The 15,937-nt window shown below is 50.7% G+C and carries 12 protein-coding genes; 8 read left to right on the plus strand and 4 right to left on the minus strand.

Annotated elements, in window-relative coordinates; translation table 11 throughout:
• Positions 1-2: 2 nt before the first annotated feature.
• From GPK83_RS16520 to GPK83_RS16530, 3 genes are all read left to right on the plus strand, one after another.
• Positions 3-3,005, plus strand: coding sequence for an efflux RND transporter permease subunit (locus GPK83_RS16520; protein WP_215705329.1), 3,003 nt, complete (start codon positions 3-5; stop codon positions 3,003-3,005).
• Between the two features lie 94 nt (positions 3,006-3,099).
• Positions 3,100-4,329, plus strand: coding sequence for a TolC family protein (locus tag GPK83_RS16525; RefSeq protein ID WP_215705330.1), 1,230 nt, complete (start codon positions 3,100-3,102; stop codon positions 4,327-4,329).
• 93 nt (positions 4,330-4,422) lie between these two features.
• The gene (locus GPK83_RS16530; protein WP_215705331.1) at positions 4,423-5,694 is read left to right on the plus strand and encodes a TolC family protein; all 1,272 of its coding nucleotides are present in this window, start codon (positions 4,423-4,425) and stop codon (positions 5,692-5,694) included.
• Between the two features lie 26 nt (positions 5,695-5,720).
• On the opposite strand, the gene GPK83_RS16535 is transcribed toward GPK83_RS16530, so the two are convergent.
• Positions 5,721-6,221 (minus strand): hypothetical protein, encoded by a 501-nt coding sequence (locus GPK83_RS16535; RefSeq protein ID WP_215705332.1) that lies wholly within the window; start codon positions 6,219-6,221, stop codon positions 5,721-5,723.
• A gap of 245 nt (positions 6,222-6,466) precedes the next feature.
• Between GPK83_RS16535 and GPK83_RS16540 the strand changes: the two genes are divergently transcribed.
• The 4 genes from GPK83_RS16540 (at position 6,467) to GPK83_RS16555 (ending at position 10,638) form a co-directional block, all read left to right on the plus strand.
• Entirely contained in the window at positions 6,467-6,982 is a 516-nt protein-coding gene (locus GPK83_RS16540; protein ID WP_215705333.1) for a hypothetical protein, read from the plus strand.
• 98 nt (positions 6,983-7,080) lie between these two features.
• The gene (locus GPK83_RS16545; RefSeq protein ID WP_015553905.1) at positions 7,081-7,758 is read left to right on the plus strand and encodes a uracil-DNA glycosylase; all 678 of its coding nucleotides are present in this window, start codon (positions 7,081-7,083) and stop codon (positions 7,756-7,758) included.
• Positions 7,759-7,927: 169 nt separating this feature from the next.
• Entirely contained in the window at positions 7,928-8,767 is an 840-nt protein-coding gene (locus GPK83_RS16550) for an undecaprenyl-diphosphate phosphatase (RefSeq protein ID WP_215705334.1), read from the plus strand.
• A gap of 260 nt (positions 8,768-9,027) precedes the next feature.
• Positions 9,028-10,638, plus strand: coding sequence for a trypsin-like peptidase domain-containing protein (locus GPK83_RS16555; protein ID WP_215705335.1), 1,611 nt, complete (start codon positions 9,028-9,030; stop codon positions 10,636-10,638).
• A 115-nt stretch (positions 10,639-10,753) separates the two neighbouring features.
• On the opposite strand, the gene gltS is transcribed toward GPK83_RS16555, so the two are convergent.
• A complete protein-coding gene (gltS, locus tag GPK83_RS16560; protein ID WP_215705336.1) occupies positions 10,754-11,938 on the minus strand; it encodes a sodium/glutamate symporter in 1,185 nt (394 codons plus the stop codon).
• A 366-nt stretch (positions 11,939-12,304) separates the two neighbouring features.
• Between gltS and clpX the strand changes: the two genes are divergently transcribed.
• On the plus strand, positions 12,305-13,996 hold the full coding sequence (clpX, locus tag GPK83_RS16565; RefSeq protein WP_215705337.1) for an ATP-dependent Clp protease ATP-binding subunit ClpX: 1,692 nt from the start codon (positions 12,305-12,307) through the stop codon (positions 13,994-13,996).
• A 74-nt stretch (positions 13,997-14,070) separates the two neighbouring features.
• On the opposite strand, the gene GPK83_RS17460 is transcribed toward clpX, so the two are convergent.
• Both GPK83_RS17460 and GPK83_RS16570 read right to left on the minus strand, forming a co-directional pair.
• The gene (locus tag GPK83_RS17460) at positions 14,071-14,703 is read right to left on the minus strand and encodes a S8 family serine peptidase (RefSeq protein WP_345941840.1); all 633 of its coding nucleotides are present in this window, start codon (positions 14,701-14,703) and stop codon (positions 14,071-14,073) included.
• The gene (locus tag GPK83_RS16570) at positions 14,646-15,776 is read right to left on the minus strand and encodes a S8 family serine peptidase (RefSeq protein WP_345941841.1); all 1,131 of its coding nucleotides are present in this window, start codon (positions 15,774-15,776) and stop codon (positions 14,646-14,648) included. Before GPK83_RS16570 ends, GPK83_RS17460 begins: the two co-directional genes overlap by 58 nt.
• Positions 15,777-15,937 lie beyond the last annotated feature (161 nt).

Below are 15,937 nucleotides of genomic sequence, written 5' to 3' on the forward strand. Positions count from 1 at the left end.
TCATGGGACTTACGAGATATGTATTAAAACGTCCGGTCACAACGATCTTAGCACTGCTCTGTATTCTTGTGTTCGGTATCTCCTCCGTATTCAGTGCCACACTGGAGCAGATGCCGGATACAGATCAGCCGATGTTAATCGTGCGTGCATCATATTCCGGAGCGACACCGGAAGACATGGATGAGCTGGTGACAAAGCCCATCGAGGACCAGGTCAGTACGCTGGAGGGCGTAAAGAGCATGTCATCTACCTCCAACGAGGGAAATGCCATGATCATGCTGGAGTATGATTACGATCAGGATATGGATGATGCCTACAATGAACTGACACGTTCCTTAAACAGCATCCGCGGACTCCCGGAGGACTGTAATACCAGCATCATGGAGATGAACATGAACGGTGGAAACGACATCATGCTTTCCATCACTCATGACACTCAGGAAGACCTCTACGACTATGTAGACCAGAACATCACACCGGTATTTGAACAGCTTTCTACAGTTGCCCAGGTGGAATCCATGGGTGGTTCCTCCGAGTATGTGAAGGTGGAACTCGATCCGGTAAAGATGAAACAATATAAAGTGACGGTGAACCAGATCACAAGTGCCATGGCGGCGTCAGATCTCTCCTATCCGTCCGGATCCGCGGAATACGGCGACCTCTCCCTCTCCGTCACAACATCCGCGAAGGCCGGCACACTGAATGATCTGAAAAAGGTTCCGATCACGACCCAGAGCGGAAAAATCGTCTATCTGGAAGATATTGCCGACGTGTACACCACGGAAGAACAGATGGGCGGTGTGTCCCGCTATAACGGACAGGAGACCATCTCCATCTCCGTATCGAAGAAGCAGGACAGCTCCGCCATGAAGCTTTCCTCAGATGTAAAAGAAACGGTTGAATCTCTGGAGGCAGCAGATTCCGGACTTCATATCGAGATCGCCCGCGACAGCGCCGACAGCATCAAATCCTCCCTCCTGGATGTGGCTCAGACGATGGTTCTGGCAGTTATTATTTCCATGATCATCATCTGGCTTTTCTTCGGTGATATCAAGGCATCCCTGATCGTCGGAAGCTCGATCCCGACCTCCATTCTGGTATCCCTGATCCTGATGACGAGAGTCGGCTTTACCTTAAACGTCATTACCATGAGTGCCCTGGTTCTCGGCGTCGGCATGATGGTCGACAACTCCATCGTTGTTTTAGAGAGCTGCTTCCGGGCCATGGATAAGATGGATGGGCGCGGGTTCGTGGAGTACGCGAAGGCGTCTTTAGAAGGTACCGGTCTGGTTGCCATGTCCGTCCTCGGCTCCACCCTGACGACCTGTGTCGTATTTATCCCTCTTACAACCCTAAACGGAATGAGCGGTCAGATGTTCACACCGCTCGGCTGGACCATCGTATTCTGTATGAGTGCGTCCCTGCTTTCTGCGATCACGGTCGTTCCGCTGACCTATATGCTGTATAAGCCAAAGGAACGGGAAAAAGCACCGTTATCCGGTCTTATGAAGCTGCTTCAGTTCGGATACCGGAAGCTTCTTCCGACGGTACTGAAACATAAAGCCATTGTTATGCTGGGATCGATCGGACTTGTCGCAGCCACACTCTTCCTCGCGAGCGGCATGCAGAGTGAGCTTATGACATCCGATGATAACGGTACAATCTCCGTGACGATCACCACAAGACCGGGTCTTCTCGATGAGAAGGCGGATGATATCCTGACTCAGGTGGAATCCATCGTCAGCAGCCACGAGGATGTGGATTCCTACATGCTCCGTTACAACGGCAGCAGCGGAACCGTCAGCGCTTATTTAAAGGATGACAGGAAGATGAGCACGGATGAGATCGTTGCAGAGTGGGAAGACGAGATGGCAGGTTTTGCAAACTGTACGATCGAGGTCGAGGCGTCTGCGTCCATGAGCTTTATGGGAAGACAGAATGATTATGAGGTGATCCTTGACGGTTCTGATTACGACACGGTGAAGGAGACCGCGGACAAGATCGTGAGCGAAATGGTTGCCAGAGATGATGTAAAGAATGTCCACTCCGATGTGGAGAACACGGCTCCGGTTGTATCCATCAATGTAGATCAGGTGGCGGCTTCCGCGGAAGGTCTCACGGCGGCATCCATCGGACAGCAGGTAAAGCAGATGCTTGATGGAACTGAGATCGCGACCCTGACCATCGACGGAAATGAGGTCAGCGTCAAGGCAGAATATCCGGAAGGCATGTACCGCACGGTCGAGCAGGTAAAGAACATGCTGATCACGACAGGAAGCGGCGGAACCGTAGCGGTTTCCGATGTGGCGGATGTTGTCTTTAAGGATAACCCATCCTCCATCTCCAAGACCGATAAAGCGTACGAGGTTACGATCACGGCGGATTATGTAAACGGAAATGTGAAGAACCTCATCGACAGCGAGGTGGTCCAGCCGAATCTTTCCTCCGGAGTGACCATCGGTACAAACTCCAGAAACCGTATGATGGCGGAGGAATTCTCATCCCTGTATCAGGCCATCGCAGTCGCGGTATTCCTGGTATTCGTAGTCATGGCGGCCCAGTTCGAGTCCCCGAAGTTCTCCTTCATGGTCATGACCACGATCCCGTTCAGCCTTGTCGGTTCCTTCGGACTTCTGAAGCTGACCGGCACGACCATCAGTATGACATCTATTTTAGGATTTCTGATTTTAATTGGTACAGTCGTAAATAACGGTATCCTTTATGTGGATACGGTCAACCAGTACCGGCTGACCATGGATCTTAAGACTGCCCTTGTTGAGGCCGGAGCGACACGTCTCCGCCCGATCTTAATGACAAGCTCCACCACGATCCTCTCCATGATCCCGATGGTGCTCTCCACAGGAAGCAGCGCGTCCACGACGAAAGGTCTGGCGATCGTAAATATCGGTGGTCTGACGGCTGGTATTCTGGTTGCATTATTCATTCTTCCTGTTTACTACGCGATCATGAACGGTAAGAAGGAGAGAAAGGTACTGGATATTTAAATTGGGGTTTAAAATAAAAGGTCATAAAAGAGGATTAAATTAAGGATTAAATTTAAAGGTTTCATTAAAAAAGGTTTAAAAGGATAAAAAGGTTTTGGGAACACCCTGGGGGGAATTTATCCCCAGGGCGGACCTGTATCTGCCGCAGAAAGGAATGGATATCAGCATGAAGAAATGGAAGATTGCAGGCTTGTTCGCTATGGCACTTATGATGAGTGTGACGCCGCTCCAGGCGTTCGCGACCAGCCCGGAATTTGCATATACAGCGGAAAAATGGGCATCTCTCCAGGATAACAAGCTGGAATACGGGGAGATCGCGGACCTGATCCACGAGTACAACACGACAGTCCGCCAGAATGAGTTGGACTACCAGAAATATAAGGGAAAGACCAGCACGGATACCGCAAAGGAGTATTATGATTCCGCAAGCGAGGTATCCGAGCGGATCAGCTACCCGGACGATGACAGCGCAAACTACGCGGGACAGATCGCCCAGGCGTTAAACAGCGAGATCTCCGTGGATAACCTGACGGAGCAGGGCGATAACAACGTGGATGACGGTGAGATCAAGCGCCTTGGATATGAGCAGGCGGAGAAAAGCATCGTGCAGCAGGCACAGAAGCTGATGATCTCCTATTACAGCGGAAAGGCATCTCTGGATACCTTAGAGGACGCAGTGACTCAGGCAGAGACCACATACACCCAGGCGCAGACGAGAAAATCCGCGGGAATGACCCTGCAGTCGGAGGTCGACAATGCGGCGGAGGCGGTTACAAATGCGAAGGCGTCCCTGCAAGCCGCGAAGAGCAGTTTAGAGCAGACGAGACAGCAGCTCATTATCATATCAGGCTGGAACTACAATGATTCCGTGGAGATCGGAAGTCTGCCGGATGTGGACACCTCCGCAGTTTCCTCCATCAATGTGGATTCAGATATCCAGACAGCCATCGCGAACAACTACAGCATTAAAATTACGGAGCGCAGACTTGCGAACTCCCAGTCGGAGAACAACAGAGCGACTTATACAAGCACACTGTCGAATCAGAAAGACACGGTTTCCACAAACGTGAAGAACGCCTACAACAGCCTGGTACTCGCAGAGGACAGTTACGAACAGGCGAAGACGAGCTATGAGCTTGCGGAGAAGGAACGGGCAGCAGCAGAGCTAAGACTCTCCGCCGGAACCATCACAAAGAAGACATATGCGAAGCAGGAATCTGCCTGCCTTTCCGCGAAAACTTCCATGGAATCCGCAAAGTTAAGCTTTCTCACCGCGAAGGTCACATATGACTGGGCAGTGGCAGGACTGGCGTCGGCGTCATAAGTTTCTCTTTGCCGGGAATGATTCCTGTCACAGCAGAAAAACGCAAAATGGCATGGAATGTAGTTTGGGAATGAGTTGATGTGAGGTGAAAGAATGAAAACATATAAAAAATGGATGGGCGGTCTGCTATTCGGCGCGGCAATTTTCGCGGCAGCCGGAGGTGGGAACAACGCGGACGGTATCCCCGGAAATATGCATGGATTGATCGCCGGAGCGTTCTCATCCTGCAAAATCGTATCCTACGCAGCGGAATCCGATTCCGTAGATCCAAGCCAGATCACGAAGATCGAGTACAACGATCTACGGGAACTGATCAAAGCGGGAAACTTTTCCTATCTGCAGAGTCAGGACAGCCAGAACCGCCAGAGTGCGCCCTATGAAAAGATGCACGAGACGTTAAAGGAAGAGTACAACTACTTGAAAAAGATGGCGGACTCCTATAAGAATGACGGCGACACAGAAATGCAGGCACTCTACGAGAATAACGCGAAGAACATCCGCACTTCCATGGCGCAGGTGCAGTCTACGATCAACCGAATGAATTCTGCAAGTCAGGAGAAGACCATGGAGGATCTGGCGGATACCCTGACGGCATCGGCACAGAACCTGATGAACTCCTACAACCAGATGGCAGCCAATGTGGTGGCGATGGAAAAAAATGTGGAGGCGGCGCAGAGTTCCTACGACGCGGCGGTGAAAAAACGGTCGGCTGGTCTCATCAAGGATACGGAGCTGGAGTCGGAGAAGAGCAGCCTGGAACGGCAGCAGAACTCCCTGGCATCCCTGAAAGAGCAGCAGAGTGAATTGAAGGAAAGTCTTCTGACGCTGCTTGGACTTTCCGGGCGCACTGATGTGGAGATCGGCACAGTCCCGGATCCGGATATGGCGGCGATCCGTGCAGTTTCTGTGGAGAATGACCTTCAGACAGCCATCAGCAACGATCCCACCTGGGTCAGCGAGATGAAATCAAAGGTCACCGGAACGGATAACCGGGAGCTCAGAAAGCAGCGGATCAGCGAGGCATCCCAGAACGCGGAGATCAGCCTGAGATCCACATACGAGAATCTTCAGAATGCCGTATCCCAGTATGAGGCAGCGGAGAGCGCCTATTCCGCCGCAAAACAGGCGTGGGATACGGTGCAGAAGAAGCAGGCAGCAGGCATGCTCTCAAAGAATGCCTACATTTCCGGTGAATCCGCATGGCTCTCCGGCGAGGCGGCAATGAACACGGCGAAATTGAACCTTGTTTCTGCCTATGAGTCCTATGTATGGCGGGTGGCCGGTGTTGAGACCGGCGCGTCTGCAGGCGGCGCAGCCATGTCCGCCGGAGTTTCCGGCGGTGGCGGGGCACCGGCCGGAAGATAGGAAAGCGGAAGAGATCTGCTGAACCGTTATAGAAATTTCTTCATACAGTCCCGGAGATTTTCTTCCATCCCGGTGAGCTCATCTGCAATTTCCATAACCGCCTTTGACGCCCCGGAGTACTGATTTTTATAACCGCATATGGTCTTGATCCCCATATTACAGCCGTCAGTGACAATACTGGCGGCTTCTTTGTCACCGCCTTTTGCCATCATGCGCATTTCTGTGGACATCCATGACCAGGCAGAGGCCATTTTTCCCGGTTCTTTTCCCTCTTCCTCCATGGCGCTTAAGGTCTTTTTGATCTTTGCGTCCAGCTCCTGATGTTTTTCATAGCTTTCCGTGATATCCTTCCAGAACTCCTGATCCGACACCATATCCCGGATCTGTTCCAGGCTTTCCGCCGCCATCTTGCAGCCAGAATCACATTCGCGGAGAAGATTGACTGAGTGCTCTTCCATCATTGATCCATCCTTTCCATAATAATTGCCATGCAGTTTCTTCAGACAGCTGATAAAAACAACAGCCATGGATCTGTCTGATATTCATCTGCAAAAAAAGTATGAGAGATACGGGGGAAAATTATGCAGGGCACTTCTGGAATGTCACTGACATGCCATAAGAATTCAAGGGCGGTGGAACGTATTCTGCCGCAGACAGAAAAACTTAAGAAAATGAAAAGCAAAGGACAAGAGGGATCAGTTGAATCCAGACCCCATTTATGTTATGATGTTAACGTTCGAAAACGAATTATGCAGAATATTGGAGGAAAAGCTTGGAAAAGACAGAAGCAGAAAAGATCCTGAAGGAAAAACTGGAAACCGCAGAGAAGATCCTGGTGGGGATCGGCTCTGAGTGGAAGAAAAAAGAAGGCACGGAGGAGGAAGAGGTCCTTCATGCCGCCGAAAAGTTAAAAAATTTTCTGGATGGAAAAGATTATTATATCATAACTTCACTGCCCGGTGAGGATGCGGACCGGCTGGGCTTTTCTGCCGGTCATATGGCAGTTCCCCATAGCGTATCCTTTACGGAAGAAGCGTGGAAGCATTATACCTTATGGCTCTCCTGCACCCTGAACCGGAACACGGTGCTCCTGGAGCTTGGTGAGAACTATAAAGATCCGTCCCTGATCCGCTGGCCCTTTGAGAAGACAGCAATGTTAAACAATAAGGCGTATCTGTTCCGGGTTCATAAGATCTTTTCTCAGGTGCCGGAAGAGCTTTCTGGGAAATCATGTCCGGTGGCGGAGGTATCGTTTAAATTAGTGAATGATTTCTTAGAAAGAGTGTAACTGTTCAGGAGGTTTGAGCACTTGCTGTGTTGACGGTAAGAAAACATAAAATTATGAAGGTACTGAAGCGTTACGAATAAATACAACAAGGAGGAAATATGGCTGCGATCGCAAATGACTGGTTGGTCCCTATGAGCGGGGAATTCAAAAAGCCGTATTACAGGAAATTATACGAGACCGTAAAGAGCGAGTACGAGACAAAGGAAGTCTACCCGGCGCCGGATGACATCTTCAACGCCTTTGCGTTTACTCCGCTCTCAAAAGTAAAAGTAGTGATCCTGGGACAGGACCCGTACCACGAGCCGGGGCAGGCGCATGGACTGAGCTTTTCCGTAAAGCCGTCGGTGGAGATCCCGCCGTCCCTTGTCAATATCTATAAGGAACTTCATGAGGACTGCGGCTGCTATATCCCGAACAATGGATATTTAAAGAAGTGGGCAGATCAGGGTGTGATGCTCTTAAACACAGTACTGACTGTTCGTGCCCATGCGGCCAACTCCCACAAGAATATCGGCTGGGAGGAATTCACGGACGCCGCGATCCGCGTCTTAAACGAGCAGGACCGCCCGATGGTATTTATCCTCTGGGGACGCCCGGCGCAGATGAAAAAGCCAATGCTGACGAATCCGAAGCATCTGATCCTCGAGTCACCGCACCCGAGCCCACTGTCCGCCTACCGCGGATTTTTCGGCAGCAGACCGTTCAGCAAGACAAACAAGTATTTAAAAGAGAATGGAATCGAGCCGATTGACTGGCAGATTGAAAATATCAACTAGCAATCCGGCGTGCGTCAGCGGGTTCGGAAAAATGCGCCGCAAGCTTGCTTGCAGAAGCATTTTTTTGAACCTGTTGACATAGGGCGGATGCCCGAAGCTTCTTGTTTTCATGACAATGAAAACAAGAAGACCGCACGCTATATTCAAAATATAAAGCATAGGAGTGAATATGAGCAACTTTATCGAATTTCTAAAGATCGTCGTATTCGGTGTCGTCGAAGGCTTCACCGAATGGCTTCCGATCAGCAGCACCGGTCACCTGATCCTTGTGGAGAATATCGTCCACCTGAATGTATCAGAAGAATTCATGAACGTGTTCCGCGTCGTGATCCAGTTAGGCGCAATTCTCGCGGTACTGGTCCTGTATTTCAGACGCCTGAATCCATTTGATCGGGGGAAAAAACCGGCACAGAAGCGTGCCACATGGCATCTATGGTTCAAGATCATCATCGCCTGCCTTCCGGCTGCAGTGATCGGAATTCTGCTTGACGAAGTGCTTGATAAGTATCTCTACAATCCATATGTGGTTGCGGCGATGCTAATCATCTACGGTGTCATTTTTATTGCCTTCGAGAACCGCAACCAGCACGCGGAATTCCGCATAAAGAAAGTATCCCAGATTAGTTACCAGACCGCATTTTACATCGGCCTCTTCCAGCTCCTCGCGCTGATCCCGGGTACATCGAGATCCGGCGCAACGATCCTCGGTGCGATGATGCTTGGCTGTTCCAGAACCGCCGCATCGGAGTTCACCTTCTTCCTTGGAATTCCGGTCATGTTCGGTGCCAGTCTCTTAAAGATCCTTCACTACGGCCTGGCATTCTCCGCAATGGAGCTCTTCTTCATGGCAGCTGCCATGGTGATCGCCTTCGTCGTTTCCATGTACTCGATCCAGTTCTTACTCGGATATGTCAAAAAACATGACTTCAAATTCTTCGGATACTACCGCATCGTCCTCGGTGTGATCGTCCTGATCTATTTCGGACTGACTGCGATCCTGACAAAATAAAGAAAAACAAGAGTTTCCCGGAATCCATCCGGATGGGTACAGAATAGCAGCCCACCGATGGATTCCGGGATTTTTTTTGCGTATTACAAAAACACGGGAATTGTGACGCTATTTCACAGAACCGTGCATGTTTCATCACACTTTCATCACATTTCACTGGTACACTATGTCATGTAGTTAAGGAGAGGAAAGAAAAAGAGAGAGTCCTTAAGTACAAAAAGAAACATCGAAAATTTCAACACAGAAAGGAGATTCCTATTATGTATGATGAAAATAAATGGAACGAAGTAAATAATGAAAACGAAAAGAAAAATAATGAACAGCCGGTAAACACGCAGAACACTCAGAACACCCAAAACGGAGCCCAGCAGCCTCAGGGTGAGCATACAGGAAGACAGGTCTACGGAAGACTTGGTTCCGGTACACAGAACGGTCAGCCGTATAACGGAAATCCGAACGGCCAGAACGGTTACTACGGCGGGCAGCAGCATTACGGAAACCAGAACCAGTACACGAACCCGTATCAGCAGTACGACTATTATCAGGGACATGGACAGAATCCGAACGGAAACGGAAACAGCCACCACGCTTCGAAGAAACACTCCTACGCCAAGACGACAGCTCTTGTCACGGCGGCAGCGCTCCTCTTCGGTGTCGTATCCGGCGGAACGATGTACGGAGTCAACCGTGCGGCCAACACCCTGTTGCCGTACCAGAGCTCCCAGGTAAACGAGACCATCGGGCAGACGACCCAGATCCCGGCAGCGAACACATCCACAACTTCCAGCAACGGTGTTGTTATTGAGGATGTCTCCGCGATCGTGGACGCAACCCTTCCGTCTGTCGTATCGATCACAAATACCCAGGTCTACCAGAGCAACACCTGGTTTGGACAATCCCAGACCTACGAAGTCCCGAGCAGCGGTTCCGGCATCATCGTCGGACAGAATGACTCCGAGCTTCTGATTGTTACAAACAACCACGTTGTCAGTGATTCCGAGGGACTTACCGTGACGTTCGCGGATGAGAGCACTGCGGACGCGGCCATTAAGGGCACAGACTCCGAGGCGGATCTCGCAGTGATCGCAGTTCCGCTCGACAAGGTCTCCGCTGACACAAAGGGCAAGATCAAAGCGGCGACACTCGGTGATTCCGATTCCTTAAAGATGGGGCAGGGCGTTATCGCCATCGGCAACGCGCTTGGACTTGGCCAGAGCGTGACAGTCGGACATGTAAGCGCGTTAAACAGAGAGATCAAAGTTGACGATGCGACTAAGACCGTCATCCAGACAGACGCAGCGATCAACCCAGGCAACAGCGGCGGAGCTCTCTTAAACTCCAAAGGTGAAGTTATCGGCATCAACGAAGCAAAGTACGCGGATACAAGTGTTGAGGGCGTCGGCTACGCGATCCCGATCTCCAAAGCAAAAGATATCATCGATGACCTCATGACAAGGACCACAAAGATCGCTGTTTCCGAGGCTGAGCAGGGCTATCTCGGAATCCAGTTACAGAACATTGATGAGTCCATGGCAAAGATGTACGGAATGCCGCAGGGTGTCTATGTCTACAAGATCATGGAAGACTCCGCAGCCGCAGGTTCCGATCTTCACGAGAAGGACATCATTACAAAGCTGGATGGTGAGAAGATCTCCAACTACGCGGACCTTGCAAAGCTTCTGACTTATTATAAATCCGGTGATACTGTAACATTGACTGTCCAGTCTCTTGTAAACGGCAGCTATCAGGAGAGAGAAGTCCAGGTAACCTTAAAGCAGCGTCCGGCTGAGTCTGACAGTGAAAACAGTCAGAGCCAGGGCGGACAGCAGGATCAGAAACCGGCACAGAGCCAGTCTAAGATCGGAAAATAATAAAGAGTCGATATAAAATAGAGAAACAAGACCGCCTCCCTGGAGTGATCACGGGAAAGGCGGTCTTGTTTTGTAAAGGTATAAAGGTTTTATCGAAAAGTTCCTGAAAACATGTTTACAGGAAATTCATGAACGTGGTCAGTACCATGGAGTTGAAGAAGTCAACGAATAAGCTTCCTACTAACGGTACGATGAAGAATGCTCTCGGAGCTGCACCGTAGCGCTCAACGAGTGCTCTCATGTTTGCCATAGCGTTCGGGGTAGCGCCCATACCGAAACCGCAGAATGCAGTTGTCATGGCAGCTGCCTCGTAGTCACGTCCCATAACGTTGAATACAACGAAGTTCGCGTACAGGAACATAACAATCGTCTGAACAAGCAGGATGACGATCATCGGAAGAGCAAGTGCTGCTAACTGCCAAAGCTTTAAGCTCATCATAGCCATGGACAGGAACAGATTTAAGGAAAGTCCGCCGAGGGCGTCAATCTCAACCATCGGAAGTTCTTTGCGCTGGACATCCCAGATATTGCGGATCGCTGCTGCTGCGAGCATAGCGCCGATATAAGTCGGGAATGTCAGGTGGCATACATCCTTGAAGAATGTGAAAATAAGAGTACCGAGACCGATGGCAACTGCTAAAAACATTGCGGATGTTGTGAATTTCTGACCATCAACGGCTGGCATAACCTCAGCTGTCTCGTTGCCTTCCTCAGCTGCTGTGGATTTTAAGTGGAGTTTTTCAACACGGGCACGTGCGATCGGGCCGCCCATCATACTTCCGGATACAAGTCCGTATGTAGCTGCCGCGAGAGCAACTGTGGTAGCGCCTACAACGGCGTAATCTGTTTCAAGAAGCGGTCCGAAGGAACCGGATGTTCCGTGTCCGCCTACTAACGGCATGGAACCCATACATAAGCCGAGCAGCGGATCCAGACCAAAGGCTGCTGCGAGACCGCTGCCAACTGCGTCCTGGATGACACAGATGGCGACTGCGAGTCCGAGGAACAGAAATACCTGAAGTCCGCCCTTTTTCAACAGACGGAAGCAGGCTGTGAATCCGACGCTGCAGAAGAAGACCGTCATGAAGACACTCTGTAATGTTGTGTCAAAGGAGAGTTCCAGAATTCCTGCTGCGTATAACGCCAGATGAGCAAAGGCGAATACGATACCGCCGGCAACCGGTGCCGGGATGCAGTACTTACTTAAGAATGAAAGTTTGTTGACCATGAGTCGTCCGAGACAATAGACGAGAGCGCCGAGGGCGCAGGCCTGGTACATGTCGAGCTGTAAAGTGATCATAAGATTTACCCCCTCTTATATAGTTGTTCACCAGGTAACGGTTCAGTGATTTCACAGTTGCGGTCAAGCCTGTGTTACTTACGGTCGATGCAGGAATGCGCTGACCTGCCAAACAGTTACTTAGTTGCTACAATTCCATGTTAAATTCAAACTACAAAAAACATCAAAAAAATACAGAGGGCAGAGTTCAGATACTGTTAAGGCGAAAGACGATTCTGTCAGAAAATTTACACATGGTTTTTCGGTTGCGGGAAGACTCAATTTGCATTATAATAGGTTATAATTCTGTAAAAACAGGCAGAAAACGCGTGGACAGGCCGCGGCCTGTATCCATGAGAAACGATAGAAGGTTCAGGGAGAAAAAATTTGGAAGACAACAAAAATAACGGATATGAGAAGATCTGCTGCATGTGCAGACGGACGGAGAGTCAGGCAGGAAAAATGATCACGCTGCCGGGCGGATTGCAGGTGTGCCGGGACTGTATGCAGAGATCGTTTGATATGATGATGGGAAGTGGTATGGACTGGACAAAGATGTCCGGGATCACGCCGGAGCTGTTGAAAAATATGTATCTGAATCCGATGGGAGTCGGAGATGAGGCACAGAAGCCGGAGAATACCGGAACTGCTGCGGGTAAGAAAGATGACGTGAGCGAAGCGGAAAAACAGAATTCTGTGGATAATCCGGCTGAAGCAGACACGGATGAGGACGCAGAGCAGACCGTTGTGGATGCTGACGAGACCGAAGATGGCGATGATTTCGAGGAGGACGGTGACGGATCAGAGGGAATTCCATTGGGAAATATTTTCGGAATCCCGGTGGGGCAGATCGACCTCGGCGCCCTCATGGGCCAGGGCCATAAGCGCAGGAAAAAGAAGAAAAAAGTAAAAAAGGAGCTGTTTAAGCTCAGCGAGATCCCGGCCCCCCATGCGATCAAGGCACAGCTCGACGAGTATGTGATCGGACAGGAGCAGGCGAAGAAGGTGATCGCTGTCGCAGTCTACAACCACTATAAGCGTGTATTTTCCAAGACATCCCCGGATGCCGGGAAGTACGGAACCGATATCGACATCGAAAAGTCAAATATCCTGATGATCGGACCTACCGGAAGCGGTAAGACGTATCTCGTAAAGACTCTGGCGAAGCTCCTCGATGTGCCGCTTGCGATCGCGGATGCCACATCCTTAACAGAAGCAGGTTATATCGGTGACGATATCGAGAGTGTTCTCACAAAGCTCCTCGCAGCGGCGGGCGGTGATGTGCAGAAAGCGGAGATGGGCATCGTGTTCATCGACGAGATCGATAAGATCGCAAAGAAGAAATCCACGAACACCCGCGATGTCAGCGGCGAGTCCGTGCAGCAGGAACTGTTAAAGCTTTTAGAGGGTGCGGATGTGGAGGTCCCGGTCGGAACAGGACAGAAGAACGCCATGACCCCGATGGAGATGATCAACACAGACAATATCCTCTTTATCTGCGGCGGCGCCTTCCCGGATCTTGAGAATATTATCAAGGAGCGTCTCACCAATACGACGTCCATCGGCTTCGGCTCCGATCCGAAAGACAAGTATGATAAGGATCCGAACCTTCTTTCCAGAGTTACCAATCAGGATCTCAGGGAGTTTGGCATGATCCCGGAGTTCCTTGGAAGACTTCCGGTGACTGTGACACTTCAGGGATTGACAAAAGACTTCCTCGTGCGGATCTTAAAAGAGCCGAAGAACGCGATCCTGAAGCAGTATAAGAAGCTTCTCGCCATGGACGAGGTAAATCTGGATTTTGACGATGACGCTCTGGAATGGATTGCAGAGCAGGCGTTAAAGAAAGATACCGGAGCCAGAGCACTCCGGGCGATCATCGAGGAGTTCATGCTTGATATCATGTTCGAGATCCCGAAGGATCCGGAGATCGGTTCCGTGACGATCACCCGTGCGTATCTGGAAAAACACGGTGGCCCGCGGATCGAGATGCGGGAGTATTCCGCACCGGAGAAGAAGGAAGCTCTGCCCGGACCAGTGGAAGCGGCGGTGAATGCTAAGGCGCCGCAGGTGCAGTAAATGCAGAAAGGCTGAAAATAAAACAGCGGATGATAAAGAGTCCGTGCAGTTTTTGCAGGGCGGCGTGATTTGAATTATAAATTCCGTAAACGTAAAAATGCCTCATACAGATCCAGTGTTCCATATCCGTATTCACGGTTCGGGTATGTGAGCGCTGGATTTCTTTGTGCTCCGCGGACGAAGATGGATTTCAATACCGGAGTGTTGAGGTACGGATAACTTCTGTTAAGGACACCCCAGTGCAGCAGGATCGCAGCGGCTCCGGCGAGATGGGCGGCGGCAACGGAGGTGCCGGACATTCTCGTGAGGCGTATTCCCGAGGCGGATGCCCCTAAAATATTGACGCCCGGAGCAGCGAGATCCGGCTTGATCTGCCCGGAACGGCTGTAACCGCGGCTGGCATGGATGTAGATACTGTTCCGCGTGTGGTCATAGGCTGTGACGGTGATGGGATACTGGGCATTTCCGGGATCTGTGATGGTCGTGTCGGGATCCGGACGGAGAAAATAAGTCTCATCCGAGATGAAACCCCGTACCGGAAGCCAGAGATGAAAGGTTTCCCGGATGTCCAGAGAGTTCCGGATCAGGATCCGCCAGATCCCGGACATCGGTCTTTCAAAGCGCATGAAGATAAACTGGCTCCCGGCGCTCACGTCGGCGATCTGGGTGTAGACAGTGATCTGAGTCTGCTCCAGAAGAAAGGACAACGTGTTCTCGCCCCGGAGCGAAACGGGAATCTCTTTTGCAATCTCCCCGGTGGGCGAGATAAAACCCACCGTGTAGACACCAACCTCATTTGCCCACAATTCCATGGAAAATCCCGTTTCCTGTTCCCCCACACGAAGTTCCGCTGTGATCTCATCGTATCGGCATTCATGACTGCCTGAAAGTGGTGTCTCGCTCCTGTTTCATTTCCTGCGGCGGTGATGACGGCGGAACCATTTGAAAGGCTGACCTGATTTAAATACTGTCCGAGTCGGCTCGTTCCCATGTGGCTTCCCATATTGGTGCCGAGGGCGATACAGACGACAAGAGGCATGGAGTATTCCCGCGCGAGAGCGTAGAGATAGGAGACGCCCATCAGGATATCATTTTCCTGATATGCGTCAGCCCCGTCCCGGATCAGGTAAAAATCCCGGAGATACTGTTTTGCTGGTTTTAACTTCACCATGGCGATGGATGCCCGCGGAGCTGCCCCGGAAAATCCGGCGCGTTCGTCCCGGTTTCCGGCGGCGATGGAGGCGAGGAAGGTTCCATGCCCGTTTTCGTCCCGGGTTGGAACGATGGAGGCGGGATCATCGGAATTCAGGGCCAGATTGATCTGGGCAGCAGTATATTGGCAGCCGTAAAGGACCGGGAAGAAGGATGAGGTTTCAGAAGACGGCGGGAGTGTCTGGTCCCATATCCCAATGATTCTGGTACTCCCATCCGCGCTCCGAAACAGAGGATCCATATAATGAATCCCGGTATCCACAAATCCAATAAGAACTCCTTCCCCCTGATTGTTCAGCACCGGAAGCTCATCTGCCGCTGTGATCCCCGCAGCATCCATACTTGTGACATCTAAAAGACTATATAGTTTCGGAATTGCCGAATATGTATAGGAGGTATAGGAAAAGGATGTTATCGTGGAGAACGGGATATAGACGACCGCCAGCGTGGAATTCACGAAATCAATGCAGTCTGTCCCCTGTGATCGCATAAAGTTCTCGGGAGAGGTAAAATAGGGCGCGATAAAATCTGCAAACTCTTCCGATGCGACAGAATTTCTACATGCCATGGCTGATACTCCGCAGAAAAATGGTTTATACTGTATATGTATCCAGAATGCAGATAAGACCCGGATCCAAGAAAGATATGGACGGACTCTTTAAAATGTTGTAAGATGATACAAGGGATAGAAGATCAAAAATCCGACGCAGGGCTGCCTGCAGAGGGATT

It is taken from the genome of Clostridium sp. MCC328 (assembly GCF_018785465.1).
Lineage (GTDB): Bacteria > Bacillota > Clostridia > Lachnospirales > Lachnospiraceae > Pilosibacter > Pilosibacter fragilis.